General features: G+C 66.3%; 16 protein-coding genes, 2 tRNA genes and 1 pseudogene. 10 read left to right on the top strand and 9 right to left on the bottom strand.

From position 1 onward, the window contains the following. Positions 1-98 precede the first annotated feature (98 nt). Positions 99-171 (top strand) — tRNA-Arg (locus AB0M74_RS14460). Between the two features lie 68 nt (positions 172-239). Here AB0M74_RS14460 and AB0M74_RS14455 read toward each other — a convergent pair. Continuing rightward, a complete protein-coding gene (locus AB0M74_RS14455) occupies positions 240-602 on the bottom strand; it encodes a hypothetical protein (protein WP_364906470.1) in 363 nt (120 codons plus the stop codon). Positions 603-783: 181 nt separating this feature from the next. Then, a complete protein-coding gene (locus tag AB0M74_RS14450) occupies positions 784-2001 on the bottom strand; it encodes an amidohydrolase family protein (protein ID WP_364906468.1) in 1218 nt (405 codons plus the stop codon). Between the two features lie 62 nt (positions 2002-2063). On the opposite strand from AB0M74_RS14450, the gene AB0M74_RS14445 reads away from it, so the two are divergent. The 6 genes from AB0M74_RS14445 to AB0M74_RS14420 all read left to right on the top strand — a co-directional run bounded on the left by AB0M74_RS14445 (position 2064) and on the right by AB0M74_RS14420 (position 8575). Beyond that, the gene (locus AB0M74_RS14445; RefSeq protein ID WP_364906465.1) at positions 2064-2567 is read left to right on the top strand and encodes a MarR family transcriptional regulator; all 504 of its coding nucleotides are present in this window, start codon (positions 2064-2066) and stop codon (positions 2565-2567) included. Between the two features lie 114 nt (positions 2568-2681). Continuing rightward, positions 2682-3317 (top strand): hypothetical protein, encoded by a 636-nt coding sequence (locus tag AB0M74_RS14440; protein WP_364906462.1) that lies wholly within the window; start codon positions 2682-2684, stop codon positions 3315-3317. A gap of 384 nt (positions 3318-3701) precedes the next feature. Further along, on the top strand, positions 3702-4748 hold the full coding sequence (locus AB0M74_RS14435; RefSeq protein ID WP_364906460.1) for a metallophosphoesterase: 1047 nt from the start codon (positions 3702-3704) through the stop codon (positions 4746-4748). 205 nt (positions 4749-4953) lie between these two features. Then, positions 4954-5976 carry an iron ABC transporter substrate-binding protein gene (locus tag AB0M74_RS14430; protein ID WP_364906457.1) on the top strand — a complete coding sequence of 341 codons (1023 nt, stop codon included), beginning with the start codon at positions 4954-4956 and terminating at the stop codon, positions 5974-5976. Positions 5977-5978: 2 nt separating this feature from the next. After that, complete coding sequence (locus AB0M74_RS14425) at positions 5979-7532, top strand: iron ABC transporter permease (RefSeq protein ID WP_364906455.1); 1554 nt, start codon at positions 5979-5981, stop codon at positions 7530-7532. Continuing rightward, complete coding sequence (locus AB0M74_RS14420; RefSeq protein ID WP_364906454.1) at positions 7529-8575, top strand: ABC transporter ATP-binding protein; 1047 nt, start codon at positions 7529-7531, stop codon at positions 8573-8575. The genes AB0M74_RS14425 and AB0M74_RS14420 overlap by 4 nt, the downstream gene beginning before the upstream one ends. Before the next feature lie 73 nt (positions 8576-8648). On the opposite strand, the gene AB0M74_RS14415 is transcribed toward AB0M74_RS14420, so the two are convergent. Then, positions 8649-8720 (bottom strand) — tRNA-Cys (locus AB0M74_RS14415). 144 nt (positions 8721-8864) lie between these two features. Here AB0M74_RS14415 and AB0M74_RS14410 point away from each other — a divergent pair. Then, positions 8865-9413 (top strand): MarR family transcriptional regulator, encoded by a 549-nt coding sequence (locus tag AB0M74_RS14410; protein WP_364906450.1) that lies wholly within the window; start codon positions 8865-8867, stop codon positions 9411-9413. A 119-nt stretch (positions 9414-9532) separates the two neighbouring features. Continuing rightward, positions 9533-10600 (top strand): Hsp70 family protein, encoded by a 1068-nt coding sequence (locus AB0M74_RS14405; RefSeq protein WP_364906447.1) that lies wholly within the window; start codon positions 9533-9535, stop codon positions 10598-10600. A gap of 63 nt (positions 10601-10663) precedes the next feature. On the opposite strand, the gene AB0M74_RS14400 is transcribed toward AB0M74_RS14405, so the two are convergent. Beyond that, a complete protein-coding gene (locus AB0M74_RS14400) occupies positions 10664-10918 on the bottom strand; it encodes a hypothetical protein (protein ID WP_364906445.1) in 255 nt (84 codons plus the stop codon). Between AB0M74_RS14400 and AB0M74_RS14395 the strand changes: the two are divergent. Then, a pseudogene (locus tag AB0M74_RS14395) lies at positions 10833-11018 on the top strand (hypothetical protein); the annotation flags it as partial. The gene AB0M74_RS14400 and the pseudogene AB0M74_RS14395 sit on opposite strands and share 86 nt — an antisense overlap. A 284-nt stretch (positions 11019-11302) precedes the next feature. Here AB0M74_RS14395 and AB0M74_RS14390 read toward each other — a convergent pair. The 5 genes from AB0M74_RS14390 to AB0M74_RS14370 are packed head-to-tail and all read right to left on the bottom strand — an operon-like array spanning position 11303 to position 16773. Then, entirely contained in the window at positions 11303-12130 is an 828-nt protein-coding gene (locus AB0M74_RS14390) for an enoyl-CoA hydratase (protein WP_364906443.1), read from the bottom strand. Positions 12131-12133: 3 nt separating this feature from the next. Continuing rightward, positions 12134-13030: a 3-hydroxyisobutyrate dehydrogenase gene (gene mmsB, locus AB0M74_RS14385; RefSeq protein ID WP_364906440.1), complete on the bottom strand. Its 897-nt coding sequence runs from the start codon at positions 13028-13030 to the stop codon at positions 12134-12136. Then, positions 13027-14100: an enoyl-CoA hydratase/isomerase family protein gene (locus AB0M74_RS14380; RefSeq protein ID WP_364906437.1), complete on the bottom strand. Its 1074-nt coding sequence runs from the start codon at positions 14098-14100 to the stop codon at positions 13027-13029. The genes mmsB and AB0M74_RS14380 overlap by 4 nt, the downstream gene beginning before the upstream one ends. Beyond that, positions 14097-15236, bottom strand: a complete 1140-nt coding sequence (locus tag AB0M74_RS14375) for an acyl-CoA dehydrogenase family protein (RefSeq protein ID WP_364906434.1) — start codon at positions 15234-15236, stop codon at positions 14097-14099. Before AB0M74_RS14375 ends, AB0M74_RS14380 begins: the two co-directional genes overlap by 4 nt. A 4-nt stretch (positions 15237-15240) precedes the next feature. Beyond that, positions 15241-16773, bottom strand: coding sequence for a CoA-acylating methylmalonate-semialdehyde dehydrogenase (locus AB0M74_RS14370; protein ID WP_364906432.1), 1533 nt, complete (start codon positions 16771-16773; stop codon positions 15241-15243). Between the last annotated feature and the right edge of the window lie 309 nt (positions 16774-17082).

Here is a 17082-nt window from a genome sequence, read left to right as displayed (position 1 = left end):
GCCCGACCCGGCGCCTTTTTTGGCGGACGGCTGCCGATGCGATACGCTTTCCCCGCCCGATCGGCCGCCCCACCCGGCGTTCGACCGAGATCTATCCCGCCCTCGTAGCTCAGGGGATAGAGCGTCTGCCTCCGGAGCAGAAGGCCGCAGGTTCGATTCCTGCCGAGGGCACAGAAGGAAGGCTCCTGACCAGGCAGTTCCTGGTCAGGAGCCTTTTCTATTCACTGTCTCCGCACGCATCAGTAACACCGGATGACGACACACCCGGCGTCGCGGCTGCCGCGTGGAACGCCGCCCAGGATGGTCTGCGAATCATCGCCCTCTCGCCGTGGAAGCTCTACGGAACGTGGGGCGACCCGCAGCCCTGGCGATCCCCACTGCGCACCAGGCTCCTCGACTCCGAGGTTTCCTTCGAAACGCAAGAGATATTCGACGACGAGATCATTCGGGTCATCGGATAACGGAGACTGCGCCGAGATCAACGGATCCCAGGTCGGCCGAGCCGTGCCCTCGACGTTATGACGGCGCTGCTGGAATGGCTCGCCCGCAACAGTGGCCTCGCCGAGCATGTCGTCGATGGCACGCGCGCCGCTCGCTGACATCCACAACTCCGCGCCGACATCGAATCGCCGAGCGACGTCACAGAATTCGGCTGCATGAATATGTGCAGCCAACGGCCCGCAACCGGGCTGCCATCGCGGGGGCTCATCGGCTGCTCTCCTATCCAACCCTCGAGCGAGACAACCAAGGACGCCGCGGTGGTCTGCTCGGGCAGCACCCAATTCACACCGTCGCCACGTGGCGGGCCGACTCCAGTAGCTCCGCGCGCACCGCATCGATTCGGTGATGGACGAGTCGCCCACCGCGTTTGACGATCTCACCGCCGACCACCACGGTGTCGATATCGGCTGGTCCGGCAGCGAGGACCACGGCGGCGATCGGGTCCAGCAGAGCGCCCATGCCGAGGCCGTCGGTGCGCAGCACGAGGAGATCGGCCTGCTTGCCAGGGCGCAGCGAGCCGGTGACATCGCCGAGCCCGAGCACTTCGGCTCCTTCGAGAGTGGCCATGCGCAGGACGTCGCGGGTGGTGAATTCCATTCCAGGACGGGCCCTTTCGAGTAGGTAGGCGGCTCGCATCACGCTGAACATGTCACCGGGACCACTGGTGACGGAGTCCGAGCTGAGCGAGGTTGGAATTCCGGCTGCGCGCAACCGGCCGGTGGCGGGATAGCCGATATACAAGCCGGCTTCGCTGATCGGCGCGATCGACGCGGTGCCGCCGGTGTCGGCGATACGGCGCAGTTCGTCGTCGGAGAAATAATTGGGGTGGATGTAGGTGGTGTGCGATCCGAGCAGGTCGCTTGCTGCCAGCACCGCCAATCCGCGTGCGGCGCTTTCTCTTCCATTGCCACCCATGTGCACCGTGATCGGTAGGCCGAGCTCTCTGGCTTCGCGCCATTCTCGAATCCCCTCTTCCGCTCCGGCGATTTCGGGCCCCATCGCGGCGTAGGCGAACGTCAGTCGAGGCGAGACTCCCGCGGGAGCGGCACCGCCATAGGCGAATACGCCACGGATGCCCGATTCTCGAAGTCCCTGGATCGCGGCATCGGTGTGCTCCGGAGTCGCGTTGAGCTGCGACCAGTCGAGCAGGGTCGTCGTGCCGGCACCGAGCGCGTCCAAGGCCCCCGCGAGGTTGCCGATGCGCGCGTCGGCGGGTCGATACCGCGGCGCGAAACCACCGAGAACACGAGCGAGGTAACCGGCGAGGGTGGCGTCGGCCATGGTCGCGCCGATGGCGGCTTGCCAGGTGTGCCGATGCGTGTCGACGAACCCCGGCATCACGATGTGACCACTGACGTCGAGCACCTCTGTTGCGCTCAATCCCGTTCCGAGAGTAGCGATTCGACCGTTCTCGATCAAAACGTCGGTGTGCTCGGTGACCCGCGGCTGTGGCTCGGTGTCCAGCACGATGCCGCCGCGGAGAAGAAGTGTCGAACTCATGGCCAAAGACTAGATCAAAAGCTTTTAAGAAAGCAATAATGAAAGCTAGTAAACTCCCCGCTGTGCAGGATGACGTCGACGAACTGGTGCCGGGATGGCAGGCCAACGGCCTGTCCGACTCGTTGATCGCGACGCTGGAGCTGAGCAAACGGATCGCGCGACTCGACGGAGTTATGCAGCAGGCAATCCGGATGGAGATCGCCGAATTCGGGCTCACCTATGCCGAATTCGATGTGCTGGCAGCACTATTGCGCGCGGGAGCCCCACATAGACTCAAGCCGAGCGAGCTCAGTCGAGCGCTGTTTCTGACCTCGGGTGGCACCAGCAACGTGCTGCAGCGCCTCACCTCCGCAGGCCGCATCGAACGCGCCGACAACCCCGGTGACGGACGCAGCCGATGGGTCCAGCTGACGCCCGAGGGCCTGCGCATCGCCGAGGCGGCGGTGGCGACCGCGGGCCGCGTGCACGAGCAGGTGATGGCGGGCGTACCCGACGACGCGATACGCCGAGCCGCGGACGCGCTACGCGACATCAACGCGATTGTCGGCCGACGACGCCCCCGCTGACCAGCACCTACCCGTCTTGGGGCGGTCATCGTCTGCGTCGTCCCGGTTCCGTTCGCCACGTCTCGCGGTGCCGTAATCTTCGTGGCAACCGGGGGTGAGCGGAGGGATGGGACGATGACATATCCGCCGAGCGGGCAGCCGCCGTACGGATCGCAGTACCCGGAACAGTCAGGTCAGCACGGGTATCCACCACAGGGGCCGTACCCGCCGCACCAGCCCTACGAGTACCCGCCGCAGGGCGGCACTGGCTATCCACCGCCCGGGTATCCGCCACAGGGGTACCCACCACCGCCGAAGAAACAGCGGCCGGGGCTGTTCATCGGCTTGCTGGTACTGGCGTTGATCATCGCGGGCGGGATTGCCGCCGGCGTGGTGCTGACGGTGCAGGGCAAGACGCCGCTCGCCTCCGACGAGAAGAAGATCGAGGTCGCGATCCACGACTTCTATAACGCCCTCGGCAAAGACGGCTTCCGGGCGGCGGCCGCGAAGGCATGCGCGTCGGATCGAGCCGATTTCGACTCGCTGAGCGAGGAGCAGAAGCGAGCCTTCGATGGGGCCCAGGTGTCGGTGACCATCGATAGAATCGAGAACATTGTGGTCACCGGAGATACAGCGACCGCGCACATCGTCGGACACCTCACACTCACCCTCCCCGGCGAGGCGCCCGACACCGATGACAGCACCAGCGAACATCTGCGGAAGGAAGACGGGAAGTGGCGGGTCTGCTCGGCGGAAGCGGACAAAAACTGAACGCGCACAGTCGTTTATGAGTTGCTGCGGCCCCTCGCGCCAAAACCTGCTCGCCGCCGTCGGCCTTGCCGCGCTACTGCCCGTCACCGGTACCGCCCGGTCGAGTTCCGCTCGGGCACAACCGAATTCGCTGGTCGCCATCGACCTGGAAGTCGTCACGATCACCGACAGATCGGTGATTCTGACGTGGACCACGGTGACGCCGGATCCCACGGGGCGGCTGGTGCCTGCGGAGTCGGACACCGAAGTCCGCCTCGGCCCGGCCGACTCGCCCCGCGCCGTGACACCGGTCTACGCCGACGCCGAGCCCCCCCGTTCCACTACGCGGAAATCGACGGCCTCGAACCTGGTCGCCGCTATCGATTCGAGGCAGTGTCGAACGGCGTGCGCGCGAGCCCCGCGCTCTCGTTGACGACGCTGACCCCCGGCAGTCCCGAATCCGCCGGCGAATTCACCACATTGGTGCCGCCACCGGGCCGCCCGCTGCGCACCCTCGCACTGGCCAACGACGTGCACTACGGCGAGCAGGTCAGCGGTCTCGTCATCGGCGACCTGCCGCCCGGATTCCGGCAGGAACCCGACCTGCCGCCGTATCCGGAGGTGATGCTCGCGGCATTGCTCGACGACGTGCGCCGTCCCGACCGAAACGCCGATCGACTGATCATCGCGGGCGACCTCACCAGCGAGGCGACGGCTGCGGAGTCCCGCGCCGTCCGTGCCCACCTGGATCGGTGGGGCACACTGGGGCGTGACTACCTCGTAGCGCGCGGCAACCACGACCGGCCTCATCTCGGTGCGGCTTATCAAGCCTGTACACCCGCGGCCGCCGACCATCACGACTGCTGGGCCGACGCATTCACCCCACGCCAGCAGCTGATCGAGCACGAGGTCGGTGGGCTGCGGGTGATCGGCCTGGACACCAGCGAGCTCGACGGCGCGGGCGGCAGCATCGAGCGCCCGCAGTTCGAGCACCTTACCGAGCTCCTCGGCGGCGACCCGGACCGTCCGACGCTGGTGTTCGGCCACCATCCGGTGACTATCGAGTCCGGACTCACCAACACCGCGGGACCTGGTTTCGTGCTGAACCGCCCCGACAGCGCCGAGCTGCAGTCGCTCTACGAGCGGGCCCCCGGCGTGTTCCTGCAGCACAGCGGCCACACTCACCGCAACAGACGCACCCGCCCGGACGCGGCGTGCGCGGTCGAATTCCTGGAAGTGGCTGCGGTGAAGGAATACCCGGGCGGCTACAGCCTGCTTCGACTCTACGAGGGCGGGTACATGGTGAATTTCTACAAAACTCGCACCCCCGCCGCCAAGCAATGGAGCGCGACGACCAGAGCCGAATACTTCGGCCTGCTGCCGGATTACACACTCGGCACCTGTGCTGATCGCAATCACGTTGTTCTGCGTGATTTCTCGGGACTCGGATAACAGACCGGAAAAAGGGCGTCGCTCCAGTGACCCGAAAGCGGTCACGGGCGGTGTTGCTCGCCCGACCTGCATGCCGTCACCAGCGGCCGTCGCGCGTGACAGCCGCGGCAGGACCGATATCATCCGCGCACGTCGAACGCGGTATGTTGCTTAGGTAAGCCTCATCATAGGTAGGCGGGCCTAGTACGCGTCGGAAGGACAGATAATGGTGTCGGTCAGATGGAAATCGGTTTCCGCGACGCTCGCGGTCGCGGTCGCGGCACTAGGCATGACAGCCTGCTCCAATTCCTCGGACGACACCAACGAAATCACGGTCTACAACGCACAGCACGAATCGCTCACCAAAGAGTGGGTGGACGCGTTCACCAGGCAGACCGGCATCAAGGTCACTGTGCGTCAAGGTGGCGACACGGCGCTGGGCAACCAGCTCGTCGCCGAGGGCGCCGCCTCCCCCGCCGACGTCTTCCTGACCGAGAACTCTCCCGCCATGGCGCTGGTCGAGAACGCGGGCTTGTTCGCCGACCTCGACAGGCAGACTCTCGATCAGGTGCCTGCGCAGTTCCGGCCCTCCACCGGCAAGTGGACCGGAATCGCAGCCCGCTCAACGGTTTTCGTCTACAACAAGGATAAGGTGGCCGCCGATCAGCTGCCGGCTTCGCTGCTGGACCTCGCGCAGCCGCAGTGGAAGGGCCGCTGGGGCGCGGGGGTCTCCGGCGCCGACTTCCAGGCCATCGTGGCCGGCTTGCTCGCGCTGAAGGGTGAGGACACCACACGCGCCTGGCTGAAGGGCATGAAGGAGAACGCCACCGCGTTCCCGAACAACGTCGCCACCATGAAGGCCGTCAATTCCGGTCAGCCCGACGGCGGCGTGATCTACCACTACTACTGGTACCGCGACCAGGCCAACACCAAGGAGAGCAGCGCAAGCACGGCACTGCACTACTTCAAGAACCAGGACCCCGGCGCCTTCGTCAGTGTGTCGGGCGGCGGCGTGCTGAAGTCGAGCAAGAAGCAGGAATCGGCGCAGAAGTTCCTGGCGTTCATCACCGCCGAGGCCGGGCAGCAGATCCTGCGCGACGGCGACTCCATGGAGTACCCGGTGGCCAGCGCCGTCGCGGCCAACCCGGCGTTGCCGCCGCTCGCCGATCTGCAAGCGCCGTCCGTCGATCCCAGCAAGCTCGACGCCAAGAAGGTGACGGCGCTGATGACCGAGGCAGGTCTGCTCTAACCGTGGCCGTTCGGACCGCCGTCGTTTCCTCCCGGGTCGGCAGACCCGGGCCTCTCGTCACGACCGTCGCCTTGCTGCTTGTCGCGGCGACGTTCGTCCCGCTCGGCTACATCGTGTCCACGATCTTCTCGACCGGACTCGATCAGGCCGCCGATCTGGTGTTCCGGCCCAGGGTCGGTGAACTGCTGCGCAATACGGCCGGACTGGTGGTGTTCACAGTGCCGATCTGCGTGGTGCTCGGGGTCGGACTCGCCTGGGTGGTCGAGCGCACGGCGGTCCCCGGCGCGGCCTGGTGGGGTCCGGTGTTCGCGGCTCCGCTCGCCGTGCCCGCCTTTGTGAACAGCTACGGCTGGGTGAGCGCTTTCCCGACCATGCATGGACTGTCGGCCGGTGTCGCCATCTCGACCATGTCCTATTTTCCGCTGGTGTACCTGCCCGCGGCGGCGACACTGCGTCGCCTCGATCCCTCGGTGGAGGAATCCGCGCGGGCCCTGGGTTCCGGACCGGTCGCGGTATTCCTGCGCATTGTGCTTCCACAATTGAGGTTGGCGATTCTCGGTGGTGGGCTGCTGATTTCGCTGCACCTGCTCGCCGAATACGGCGCGTTCGTGATGGTCAGGTTCGACACCTTCACCACCGCGATTTTCGAGCAGTATCAATCCAGTTTCGCCGGTCCCGCCGGCAGCATGCTCGCCGGAGTGCTCGTGCTGTGCTGCCTGGTGTTGCTCGCAGGCGAGGCGGCGGCCCGCGGTGGCGCGCGCTACGCCAGGATCGGCAGCGGCGCGCCACGCGCCGCGACTCGGGTTCGACTCGGCCTCGGCACAATTCCGGTGCTCGCCGCACTGACAGCGGTGACCGTAGGCGCGCTCGGGGTACCGCTGTGGACGATCGCGCGCTGGCTGCGGTCGGGTGGTGCGAAGGTGTGGGATCTCGGCGAAATCGGCCAGGCGCTCGGGCAGACCGTCGCGCTGGCCGCCATGGCCGCCCTGATCACCACCCTCTGCGCCTTCCCCGTGGCCTGGATCGCGGTGCGCTCCACCTCGGCGTTCGCCCGAATTGTGGAGGGCGCCAACTACATCACCAGCTCGTTGCCCGGCATCGTGATCGCCTTGGCCATGGTGACGGTCACCATCCGATGGGCGCCGCCGCTCTACCAGACGGTGACCATGGTGGTGGCCGCGTATGTGCTGATGTTCCTACCGCGGGCGCTGGTCAGTGTGCGAGCCGGGCTCGCGCAGGTGCCGATCGGGTTGGAGGAGGTGTCGCGCTCGCTCGGGCAGTCCGGGGTGGCCACCTTCTTCCGGGTGACATTGCGCCTCACCGCACCCGCCGCGGCGTCCGCGGGCGCGCTGGTCTTCGTTGCGGTCGCGACCGAACTCACCGCGACATTGCTCTTGGCGCCCAGTGGAACTCGCACGCTGGCCATGCGCTTCTGGTCGCTGTCGGGCGAACTGGACTACGCGGCCGCGGCGCCCTACGCGCTGATCATGATCGTCGCGGCGGTGCCGGTGACGTATCTGCTGTTCACCCAATCCAGGAAGGCAGCGGGAGTATGAGCCGACTTGTCGTGGCCGACGTCGCGAAAACGTTCGGGCACACCCAGGTTCTCGGTGGGATCACGCTGGAGGTTCCCGATGGGAGTTCCACCGCGGTGGTCGGCTCGTCCGGCTGCGGCAAGACAACTCTGCTCCGGGTGATAGCGGGCTTCGAGTCGCCGGATGCCGGAACGGTCTCCATCGGCACGGAAACCGTTGTGCGGGATCAATTCTCGATGCCACCGCAACGACGCAACATCGGATACGTCGCACAGGACGGCGCGCTGTTCCCGCACCTGACCGTCGGCCAGAACATCGCCTACGGTCTGCGCAGCGGAATCTTCGGGATGCGCAGCGGCAAGCACCGGGTCGGCGAATTGCTGGAGATGGTGTCGCTGGACCCGTCCTATGCCGACCGCCGCCCACACCAACTCTCCGGCGGGCAGCAGCAGCGCGTCGCGCTGGCCCGCGCGCTGGCACGCAAACCCCGCTTGATGCTGCTCGACGAACCGTTCAGCGCCTTGGACGCGGGTCTGCGCACCACCACCAGGCAGGCCGTCGCCGAGACATTGCGCGCGGCAGGCATGACCAGCATCCTGGTCACCCACGATCAGGAAGAGGCGCTCTGCTTCGCCGAGCAGGTCGCGGTGATGCGGCAGGGCCGGTTCACCCAGGTCGGTGCGCCTGAGCAGGTCTACGCCGCCCCCACCGATCTGTTCACCGCCCACTTCCTCGGTGACTGTGTACTGCTCGACGCGATCGTCGAGGCGGATGTCGCCAAGTGCGCGCTCGGGCGAATCCCGGTGCAGAAGTCGGCGCCTTCGGGCCCGGTGACCATCATGATCCGCCCGGAACAGCTGGTGGCCCATGCGGTTCCGGATGCCGACCAGAGCAGCGGCGTGGTGCACGCGGTGGAATTCCGCGGCGCCGATGTCATGCTGACCATCGCCTTGAACGGCGACACCGACCCGGTGCGCGTGCGCCGTGCCAGCGCCGCGGCCCCGACCACCGGCCAGCGCGTGCGCCTGGACGTGCTCGGCGCCGCAGTCGCCTACGAATCCTGAATCAGCGAGTGCTCGGCTCGGTAATGGTGTTTCACCGAGCCGAGCACCCAGGGCGGCACACCTGACCGCATAGAGCGAGCGGCGGGAATTGAACCCGCGTAAACGGCTTTGCAGACCGTTGCCTCAACCACTCAGCCACGCCCGCCTCGCAATGAATAGTGCCGTTTCGAGCCGCGCCCGCCCACCCTTGCGCTCACGCTGATTCGAAGTGGGTTCGCCCGTGCGCCGAGCAGAACCGGATGTGGCGGGATGACGGAACGGCGGCCGTTCACATGGAATGATCGGGGTCATGTCTCGGCCACGCCCACTACCGCTCGACCCGATCGAGGAGGCCCATCGCCAGTGGGTCGACCACGGCTGGGGTGATGTCGCCGACGGAATGGCTGCCGTGACGTCTCTGGTACGGGCCCAGCAAATCGTCATGGCCCGGGTCGACGAGGCACTGAAACCGACCGGTCTGACCTTCTCGCGCTACGAACTTCTGATGCTGCTGAACTTCAGCAAGTCCGGCGCGCTGCCGATGGCCAAGGCGAGCGCCCGGCTTCAAGTGCACCCGACCAGCGTGACGAATACCGTCGACCGACTCGAAGCCGCACGGCTCGTCGAGCGGGTGCCGCACCCCAGCGATCGCCGGGCAACATTGATCGAAATCACTCACGCTGGAAGGGAATTGGTTGCCGAAGCGACCGAGGAACTCAATGCGAAAGTGTTCGCGGTACCCGGGCTGGCACCGGATCGGCTGCACACGTTATTGCAGTTGCTCGCAGAATTCCGGCATGCCGCAGGCGACTTCGACACCGAAGACGAACCGGCTCGCTGGACGGCGACCGATCGCTGACTTCTGCACGAGAACTGGTGGGTACTAGCCGAACTGAACGACCGCCCTGTAACGGTCCGGCATCCAACTAGCGAATTCCCAGCCCTGTCGTCTTGGCAGCGGCGCGGAAAAGGTTCACCATGGACTCCATGGTGCTGGTCTTGGGGGTATCGGCGGGCGCTGGCGGCGCGCGCGCGATGCTGACGCATTCCGATCAGCCGCATCTCCCCCCGATCGATCGCTGCCAGGTGCCGCGACGCGCGGGCGGCGGCATCGAGGAGCCGGTTTTCGAAGCGATTCGCCAAATGAGCGGATCCGCCGAACGCCGCGACGAGCTGATCACCGGCACCGCCGTGACCTGCCGCTGCCCACTGCATGCCGAGTCCATCCGAGCCGCGGCGGGCCGCACCCGGCTCACCATCGTCGACGAACCGCTCGCTCAGCTGCGGTATCTCCGCTTCACCGGCCTGCTTCCCGACACCGGTTCGGTGATCCTCTACGACCTCGGCAGCTCCGGCCTGACCATCACCCACGCCGACTGCCGGACCGAAACCATCCTGTCCAGCACACGCAGCACCGTGCTCGGCGGCGACGGCTACGACGGGCTGCTGCGTTGGCAACTGGCCCGCGGCAGCGTGCTGACCGACAAACTGACAAGCCGCAGACACCGCGAAGCCCTGAGCAGCGCCAGGGTTGTCACAGCCATGGATCCCACCACCGGCGGCCGGGCCGTTGTCACCCGCAGCGACCTCGCCGAACTGTGCGCGGCGAGCATCCATCATTCGGCGTCGTTCGTCCGTCAGCTCATCGAAGAAACCGGTGTGCACCCCGAGGCGATGGTCTTACTCGGCGGCTGCACCCGCAGCCCGAGCATCCGCGAGGCGCTCGGCGAAATGACCGACCTGCCGATCATCTACGACTCCGAGCCCGAATACGTCTCCGCCCGCGGCGCTGTCCTGCTCGCCGCCGAACGTCCCACCGGCGACGTCCGCATGGCCCGAATCCGGACCAGCGCAACCCAGCCCACTCTCGCCTCGAGCACCGTCGGCCGAAGAAAACTCATCGCCGCCGTGGCGGTCACCCTGGCACTCGGCGCAACCATCGCCGGATTGCTTGCCATGGGCAAGAATTCGGCACAGTCGCCCGGTGGGGGGATCGCGCCGACTTCGGTCGAGGTAGTAGGTATCCCCGCCGCGCCTTTCGGATGAGCGCCCGCCGTGCCGCACTGACGAAGTCGGACACAGCACGAGACCCTCGCTACGATAAGCACGTCAGCACCCGAAGCTGAGGGGGTCGTGGGTGGGATTCGCGCATTCTTGGCAGATGTTCAAGACCGCCGCCACCGTGTTGAAGTCGCACCAGGAGTTGGCGCTGTTTCCAGTGTTGACCGGGGTGACGTACGCCATTGTCGGGCTCGCTGTGGCGGTGGTGCCGTTCACGATGGCCCCCTTGTCGCAGAGCCCGTTGTCCATGGTGGTCCTTTTCGGATGCTCGGTCGCGTACGCCGTGCTAGCGGGCAGCGCCATGATCTTCCTCAAAGCGGCGCTGGTCTCGCAGGCCGACGTTGCGCTGCAAGGCGGAGATCCACGCGTGGCAGCCGGGTTACGGGTGGCCGTGGCCAAGTGGAAGCACGTGCTGCTGTGGGCGATCGGTGGTGCGACATGGTCACAGCTGCTGCGGGTCGGGCGCGGCCGCGGTCCGAGCCGAACCGGAAAGGCGAACGCCATGATGGCGATCGCCGCCTCACACCGCGGTCTCGGGAATCTACCGAACCGCTCTCTACCGCCTCGCCATCGACGGCCGGGCCCCATCGGCCTTTGCCGACACCGCCCTGTCGCGATCTTTCCGCGAGGTCTGAAACCAGAAGGCCCGGCCGAAGTGCTCGGCCGGGCTTCCCTCATCGGCTGTGGTCAGCGGTTGGTGAATTTCGCGGGGCGCTTCTCGACGAAGGCGGACATGCCTTCCTTCTGGTCCTCGATCGCGAAGAGCGAGTGGAAGACTCGGCGTTCGAAGCGCAGGCCCTCGGCGAGGGTGGTTTCGAAGGAACGGTTGACGGCTTCCTTCGCGATCATGGTGACCGGCAGCGACATCGAGGCGATGGTCTCGGCGACTTCGAGCGCGGTGTCGAGCAGATCGGCGGCGGGCACGATGCGGGAAACCAGGCCCGCACGCTCGGCTTCCTCGGCGTCCATATTGCGGCCCGTGAGCACCAGATCCATGGCCTTGGCCTTGCCGACGGCGCGAGTCAGGCGCTGCGAGCCGCCGATGCCGGGGATGACACCGAGCTTGATCTCCGGCTGGCCGAACTTGGCGTTGTCGGCGGCGAGCAGGATGTCGCAGATCATGGCCAGCTCACAGCCACCACCGAGCGCGTACCCCGCGACCGCGGCGATGGTGGGCTTACGAAACGCGGCAAGGCGATCCCAGCGCGCGAAGTAGTCGTTCATGAACATGTCCATGTACGACTTGGGCTGCATCTCTTTGATGTCGGCGCCCGCCGCGAAGGCACGCTCCGAGCCGGTGATGACAATGGCGCCGATAGCGTCGTCGTGCTCCAGTTCGTCGAGCGCGGCGATGACATCGTCGAGGACCTGCGCGTTCAGCGCATTGAGCGCCTTCGGGCGGTTCAGCGTGATCCAGCCGACCCGGCCCTTGCGCTCCAGCAGAATTGTCTCGAAGTCCGGCCCTCCCGTCACCCGACCGCCGTCCCCCACGGAATCGCTTCGCGATGCATCCATCTTTTAGACACCTTCTCGGTCGGAACGGTTACGGATATCGGTGACGATAGCCGAGAAGTCCTTTCCGGCCTCGGCCTGGTTGAACCGGGTGTAGATCTCGGCGGCGAGCATGCCGAGCCTGCCGTCGATGCCGTTGTCACGCAGGGCATTCGCGGCGAGACCGAGGTCCTTGGTCATCAACGCGGTGGCAAAACCGGGCTGGTAGTCGTTGTTGGCCGGGCTGGTCGGCACCGGGCCGGGGACCGGGCAGTAGTTTGTCAGCGCCCAGCTCTGGCCCGACGCGGTGGAGACGACGTCGAAGAACGACTGGTGGCTCAGACCCAGCTTCTCACCGAGCACCAGCGCCTCGGACAAACCGATCATCGAGATGCCGAGCAGCATGTTGTTGCAGATCTTCGCGGCCTGGCCGACGCCGGGACCACCACAGTGCACGACCTTGCCGCCCATGACCTCGAGCACCGGCAGTGCGTCGGCGAAGTCCGCGGCACCGCCGCCGACCATGAAGGTCAGCGTGCCCGCGGCAGCGCCTGCGACACCGCCGGACACCGGGGCATCCAGTGCACGATGACCTGCGCCGACGGCGAGCACGGCCGCGGCCTTGGCGTCGGCGACATCGATGGTCGAGGAGTCGATGAACAGTGTGCCCGGTGCGGCGGCGGGGAGTAGATCCGCGTAGACGTCGAGAACCAGTTTGCCGTTGGGCAGCATGGTGATCACGACATCACGGTCGGCGGCGGCCGCGGCCGCGGTGTGCACCACGGTGGCGCCGTCCTTGCGCGCCTGCTCCTGCGCGGCGGGGACCGGGTCGAAGGCACTGACGTCGTAGCCCGCCCGCACCAGGTTGGCGGCCATAGGGCCGCCCATGTGGCCGAGGCCGAGGAAGCCGATCTTCTTGCTCACTGCTGTCCCTCCGGAATCGTCGAACCCAGTTCGTACTCGCCCAATTCGGCGAAGTACGCCTCGACCTGCGCCGCCGTGACATCGGCGAGCGTCGCGGGCGACCACTGCGGGTTTCGGTCTTTGTCGATGACCTGCGCGCGGATGCCCTCGACCAGATCATGCGAGGCCAACGAGGCGACCGAAACGCGATACTCCTCGTTCAGCACTGCCTCCAAGCTCGACGCGGCGCGGGCCGCACGCAGTGAGCGCAGCGTAACCTTCAGCGCGACAGGCGATTTGCCGAGCACATCGGCCGCCGCCTGGACCGCGGCAGGTGTATCACTCGCCTGTAGTCGGGCAACGATCTCCTCGACGGAGTTCGCGCTGTAGCAGGCATCGATCCAGTCCTGCTGGGCGACCAACTCCGATTCCGGTGCGTCCGTGGCGAACTTGGCGATCGCGATCTCGGCCGTCTCCGAGCGCAGCGTTTCCAATAGTGCCGGAATGTTTTCCGACGGCACGTAGTAGTCGGCGAAGCCGGTGGCGATGGCATCGCCCGCGCTCATCCGTGCGGTGGTCAGCGCGACGTGCGTGCCGATCTCGCCGGGGGTGCGCGCCAAGAGGTAGGTGCCGCCCACATCGGGGATGAAACCGATACCGACCTCCGGCATGCCGATCTTGGAGCGTTCGGTGACGATGCGATGGCTACCGTGGCCGGAAATACCGACGCCGCCGCCCATCACGATGCCGTCCATGACCACCACGTAGGGCTTGGTGTAGCGGCCGATCAGCGCGTTGAGAATGTACTCGTCGCGCCAGAAGGCGGCCGTCGCGCTGGTGGCGGCTTCGCCGCCGGCCTTCGCGTCGTGGTGAATGGCGACGATGTCGCCGCCCGCGCACAGCCCGCGCTCCCCCGCGCCGGTGACGACGACGGTGCGCACCTCTTCGTCCTCGGCCCACTCGCGCAACGCGCGCGACATGGCAAGTGCCATATGGTGATTCAGCGCGTTGATGGCCTTGGGCCGGTTCAGTGTGATCAGGCCGAGGCCGTCACGCTTGTCGATCAGGATGTCGGGTTCCGTTTCGGTCATGCCGCTCCTACCACCGAGCGGGCGACAACCACCCGCATGATTTCGTTCGTGCCTTCGAGAATCTGGTGCACCCGCAGATCTCGGACGATCTTCTCGACGCCGTATTCGGCCAGGTAGCCGTAGCCACCGTGCAGCTGAAGCGCCTTGTTTGCGACCTCGAAACCGGCGTCGGTCGCGAATCGCTTTGCCATGGCGCACAACTCGACCTTGTCGTCGGCATCGGCATCCAGGGCCGCCGCGGCACGCCACAGGAGAGTACGGGCCGCTTCCAACGAGGTGCGCATATCCGCCAGCTGGAATTGCAGTGCGGTGTTGTCCAGCAGTCGGGCACCGAAGGCTTTGCGCTCGCCCAGGTAGGCGACCGCCTTGTCCAGTGCCGCTCGACCTCCGCCGAGCGAGCAGGCGGCGATGTTCAATCGCCCGCCGTTGAGCCCATTCATGGCGATCCGAAAACCGTTGCCCTCCGGGCCGAGTCGATTCGCGGCGGGCACCCTTGCCGCGTCGAGGATCACCTGACGGGTGGGTTGTGCGTGCCAGCCCATCTTCTTCTCGTTGGCGCCGAACGAGATCCCGGGGGTGTCCGCGGGAACGATGAACGCCGAGATGCCTCGCGCACCCGCATCGCCGGTGCGCGCCATCACGACGTACACGTCGGTGCTGCCCGCGCCGGAGATGAATTGCTTCACCCCGGTGAGCAGATAGTCGTCACCGTCGCGAACGGCCTTGGTACTCAAGGCCGCCGCGTCGGATCCGGCGCCGGGCTCGGTCAGCGCATAGCTGCCGAGCCATTCCATCGAGGCGAGCCGGGGTAGCCAGCGGTGGCGCTGCTGCTCGGTGCCGTAATTGTCGATCATCCACGACACCATGTTGTGGATGGAGATATAGGCGGCGATGGCCGGGCAGCCGGTGGCGAGCTGCTCGAAGACACGGACGGCATCGAGCCTGCGCAGCCCGGAGCCGCCGACATCCTCACCCACGTAGATGCCGCCCATGCCCAGCGAGCCGGCCTTGCGCACCACATCGATCGGGAAGTGTTTCTGCTCATCCCATTCGAGGGCATTCGGGGCGAGTAGCTCGTCGGCAAAGGAGCGGGCAGTATCGGAGATCGCCTTCTCGTCTTCGTCGAGTACGAACATGACCTCAGTCCATCGTCGGGATGACGAAGGCGTTGGGCGTGGAGCCTGTGGAACGGCCCACAGGCCCGAGCTCCTTGAGGCCGGAAGGCCAGCGCTGTGTCACCGTCTTGGTCTTGGTGTAGAAACGGATCGAATCGGGGCCGTGCTGGTTCAGGTCGCCGAAGCCGGAACGCTTCCAGCCGCCGAAGGTGTAGTAGGCGATCGGAACCGGGATCGGGACATTGATGCCGACCATGCCCACCTGGACGCGGGCGGCGAAATCGCGGGCGGTGTCGCCGTCTCGGGTGAAAATCGCTACGCCATTGCCGTATTCGTGCTCGTTGGCCAGACGCAGGCCCTCTTCGTAATCCTTGGCGCGCACCACGCTGACCACCGGACCGAAGATCTCTTCCTGGTAGATCCGCATCTGCGGGGTGACCTTGTCGAACAGGGTGGCGCCGACGAAGTAGCCGTTCTCGCCGCCTTCCACGCTCAGCCCGCGGCCGTCGACGACCAGTTCCGCGCCCTCGTCGATGCCGATCTGGACGTAATTGTTCACGCGGTTCACGCCGTCCTGACCGACCAGCGGACCGAGGTCGGCGCCGGGATCGTCGGAGCGACCGATATTGAGCTTGTGTACCCGCTCGGTGAGCTTGGCGACCAGGCGATCGGCGGTCTCCTCGCCGACCGGCACCGCGACCGATATGGCCATGCAGCGCTCGCCCGCGGAACCGTAACCGGCCCCGATCAATTGGTCTGCGACGTCGTCGAGGTCGGCGTCGGGCATCACGATCGCATGGTTCTTCGCGCCGCCGAAGCACTGCGCGCGCTTGCCGTTCGCGGTCGCGGTCTCGTAGATGTACTGCGCGATCGGCGTAGAACCGACGAACCCGACGGCCTTGATCCTCGGGTCGTGCAGCAGTGTGTCGACGGCCTCTTTGTCACCGTTGACCACGTTGAATACACCCGCAGGCAGGCCCGCCTCCAGGAACAACTCGGCCAGACGCAGCGGCACCGAGGGGTCGCGCTCGGAAGGCTTGAGCACGAAAGCGTTTCCACATGCCAGCGCCGGACCGGCCTTCCACAGCGGGATCATGGCCGGGAAGTTGAACGGCGTGATGCCCGCGACGACACCGAGCGGCTGGCGCATCGAGTAGACGTCGATACCGGTGCCCGCGCTCTCGGTGTACTCGCCCTTGAGTAGGTGCGGTATGCCGGTGGCGAATTCGATCACCTCCAGGCCGCGCTGAATGTCACCTTTGGCGTCCGGGATGGTCTTGCCGTGCTCGCTCGACAGCAGCGCGGCCAGCGAATCCAGCTCGTCCTGCACCAGGGTCAGGAACTTCATCAACACCCGCGCCCGCTTCTGCGGATTGAACGCGGCCCACACCTGCTGCGCCTCGGCGGCGTCGGCGATGACCGCCTCGACCTCCGACTTGCTCGCCAGCGGCACCCGCGCCTGCACCGCCCCGATGTTCGGATCGAAAACATCGCCGAACCTGCCGGACGTGCCGGCAACGTGCTGCCCGCCGATGAAGTGTGTGAGTTCGCGAACCATGCCAGTCCTCAAGGTGTCGACAGCGGCGGCGTGGAGCCCCACGCCAGATTTACGGTCATCCTATAGTTGGATGTCCAAGTAAATCCAACATCGGGGTGCGGATGTGGGATATAACACTCCCCAAAAGCGCAGGTCAAACAAAGAATGGCCAGCTCAGGAGCCTCGGAGCGAGCGCTGGACCCGTGAGCGCGAACAGGCTTCGAGGACGCGCTACCCTTCGCGGCGCCGCGGGCAGCGAAGGCGTTTCGACCACCCGATCGCCCGGGAGTCGCCGTTGCGCACCGAGCGGTCGCCCACGGCGCCGACCCG

The organism is Nocardia sp. NPDC051463, from assembly GCF_040681975.1.
Lineage (GTDB): Bacteria > Actinomycetota > Actinomycetes > Mycobacteriales > Mycobacteriaceae > Nocardia.
This window is presented reverse-complemented; position numbering and strand designations above follow the sequence as displayed.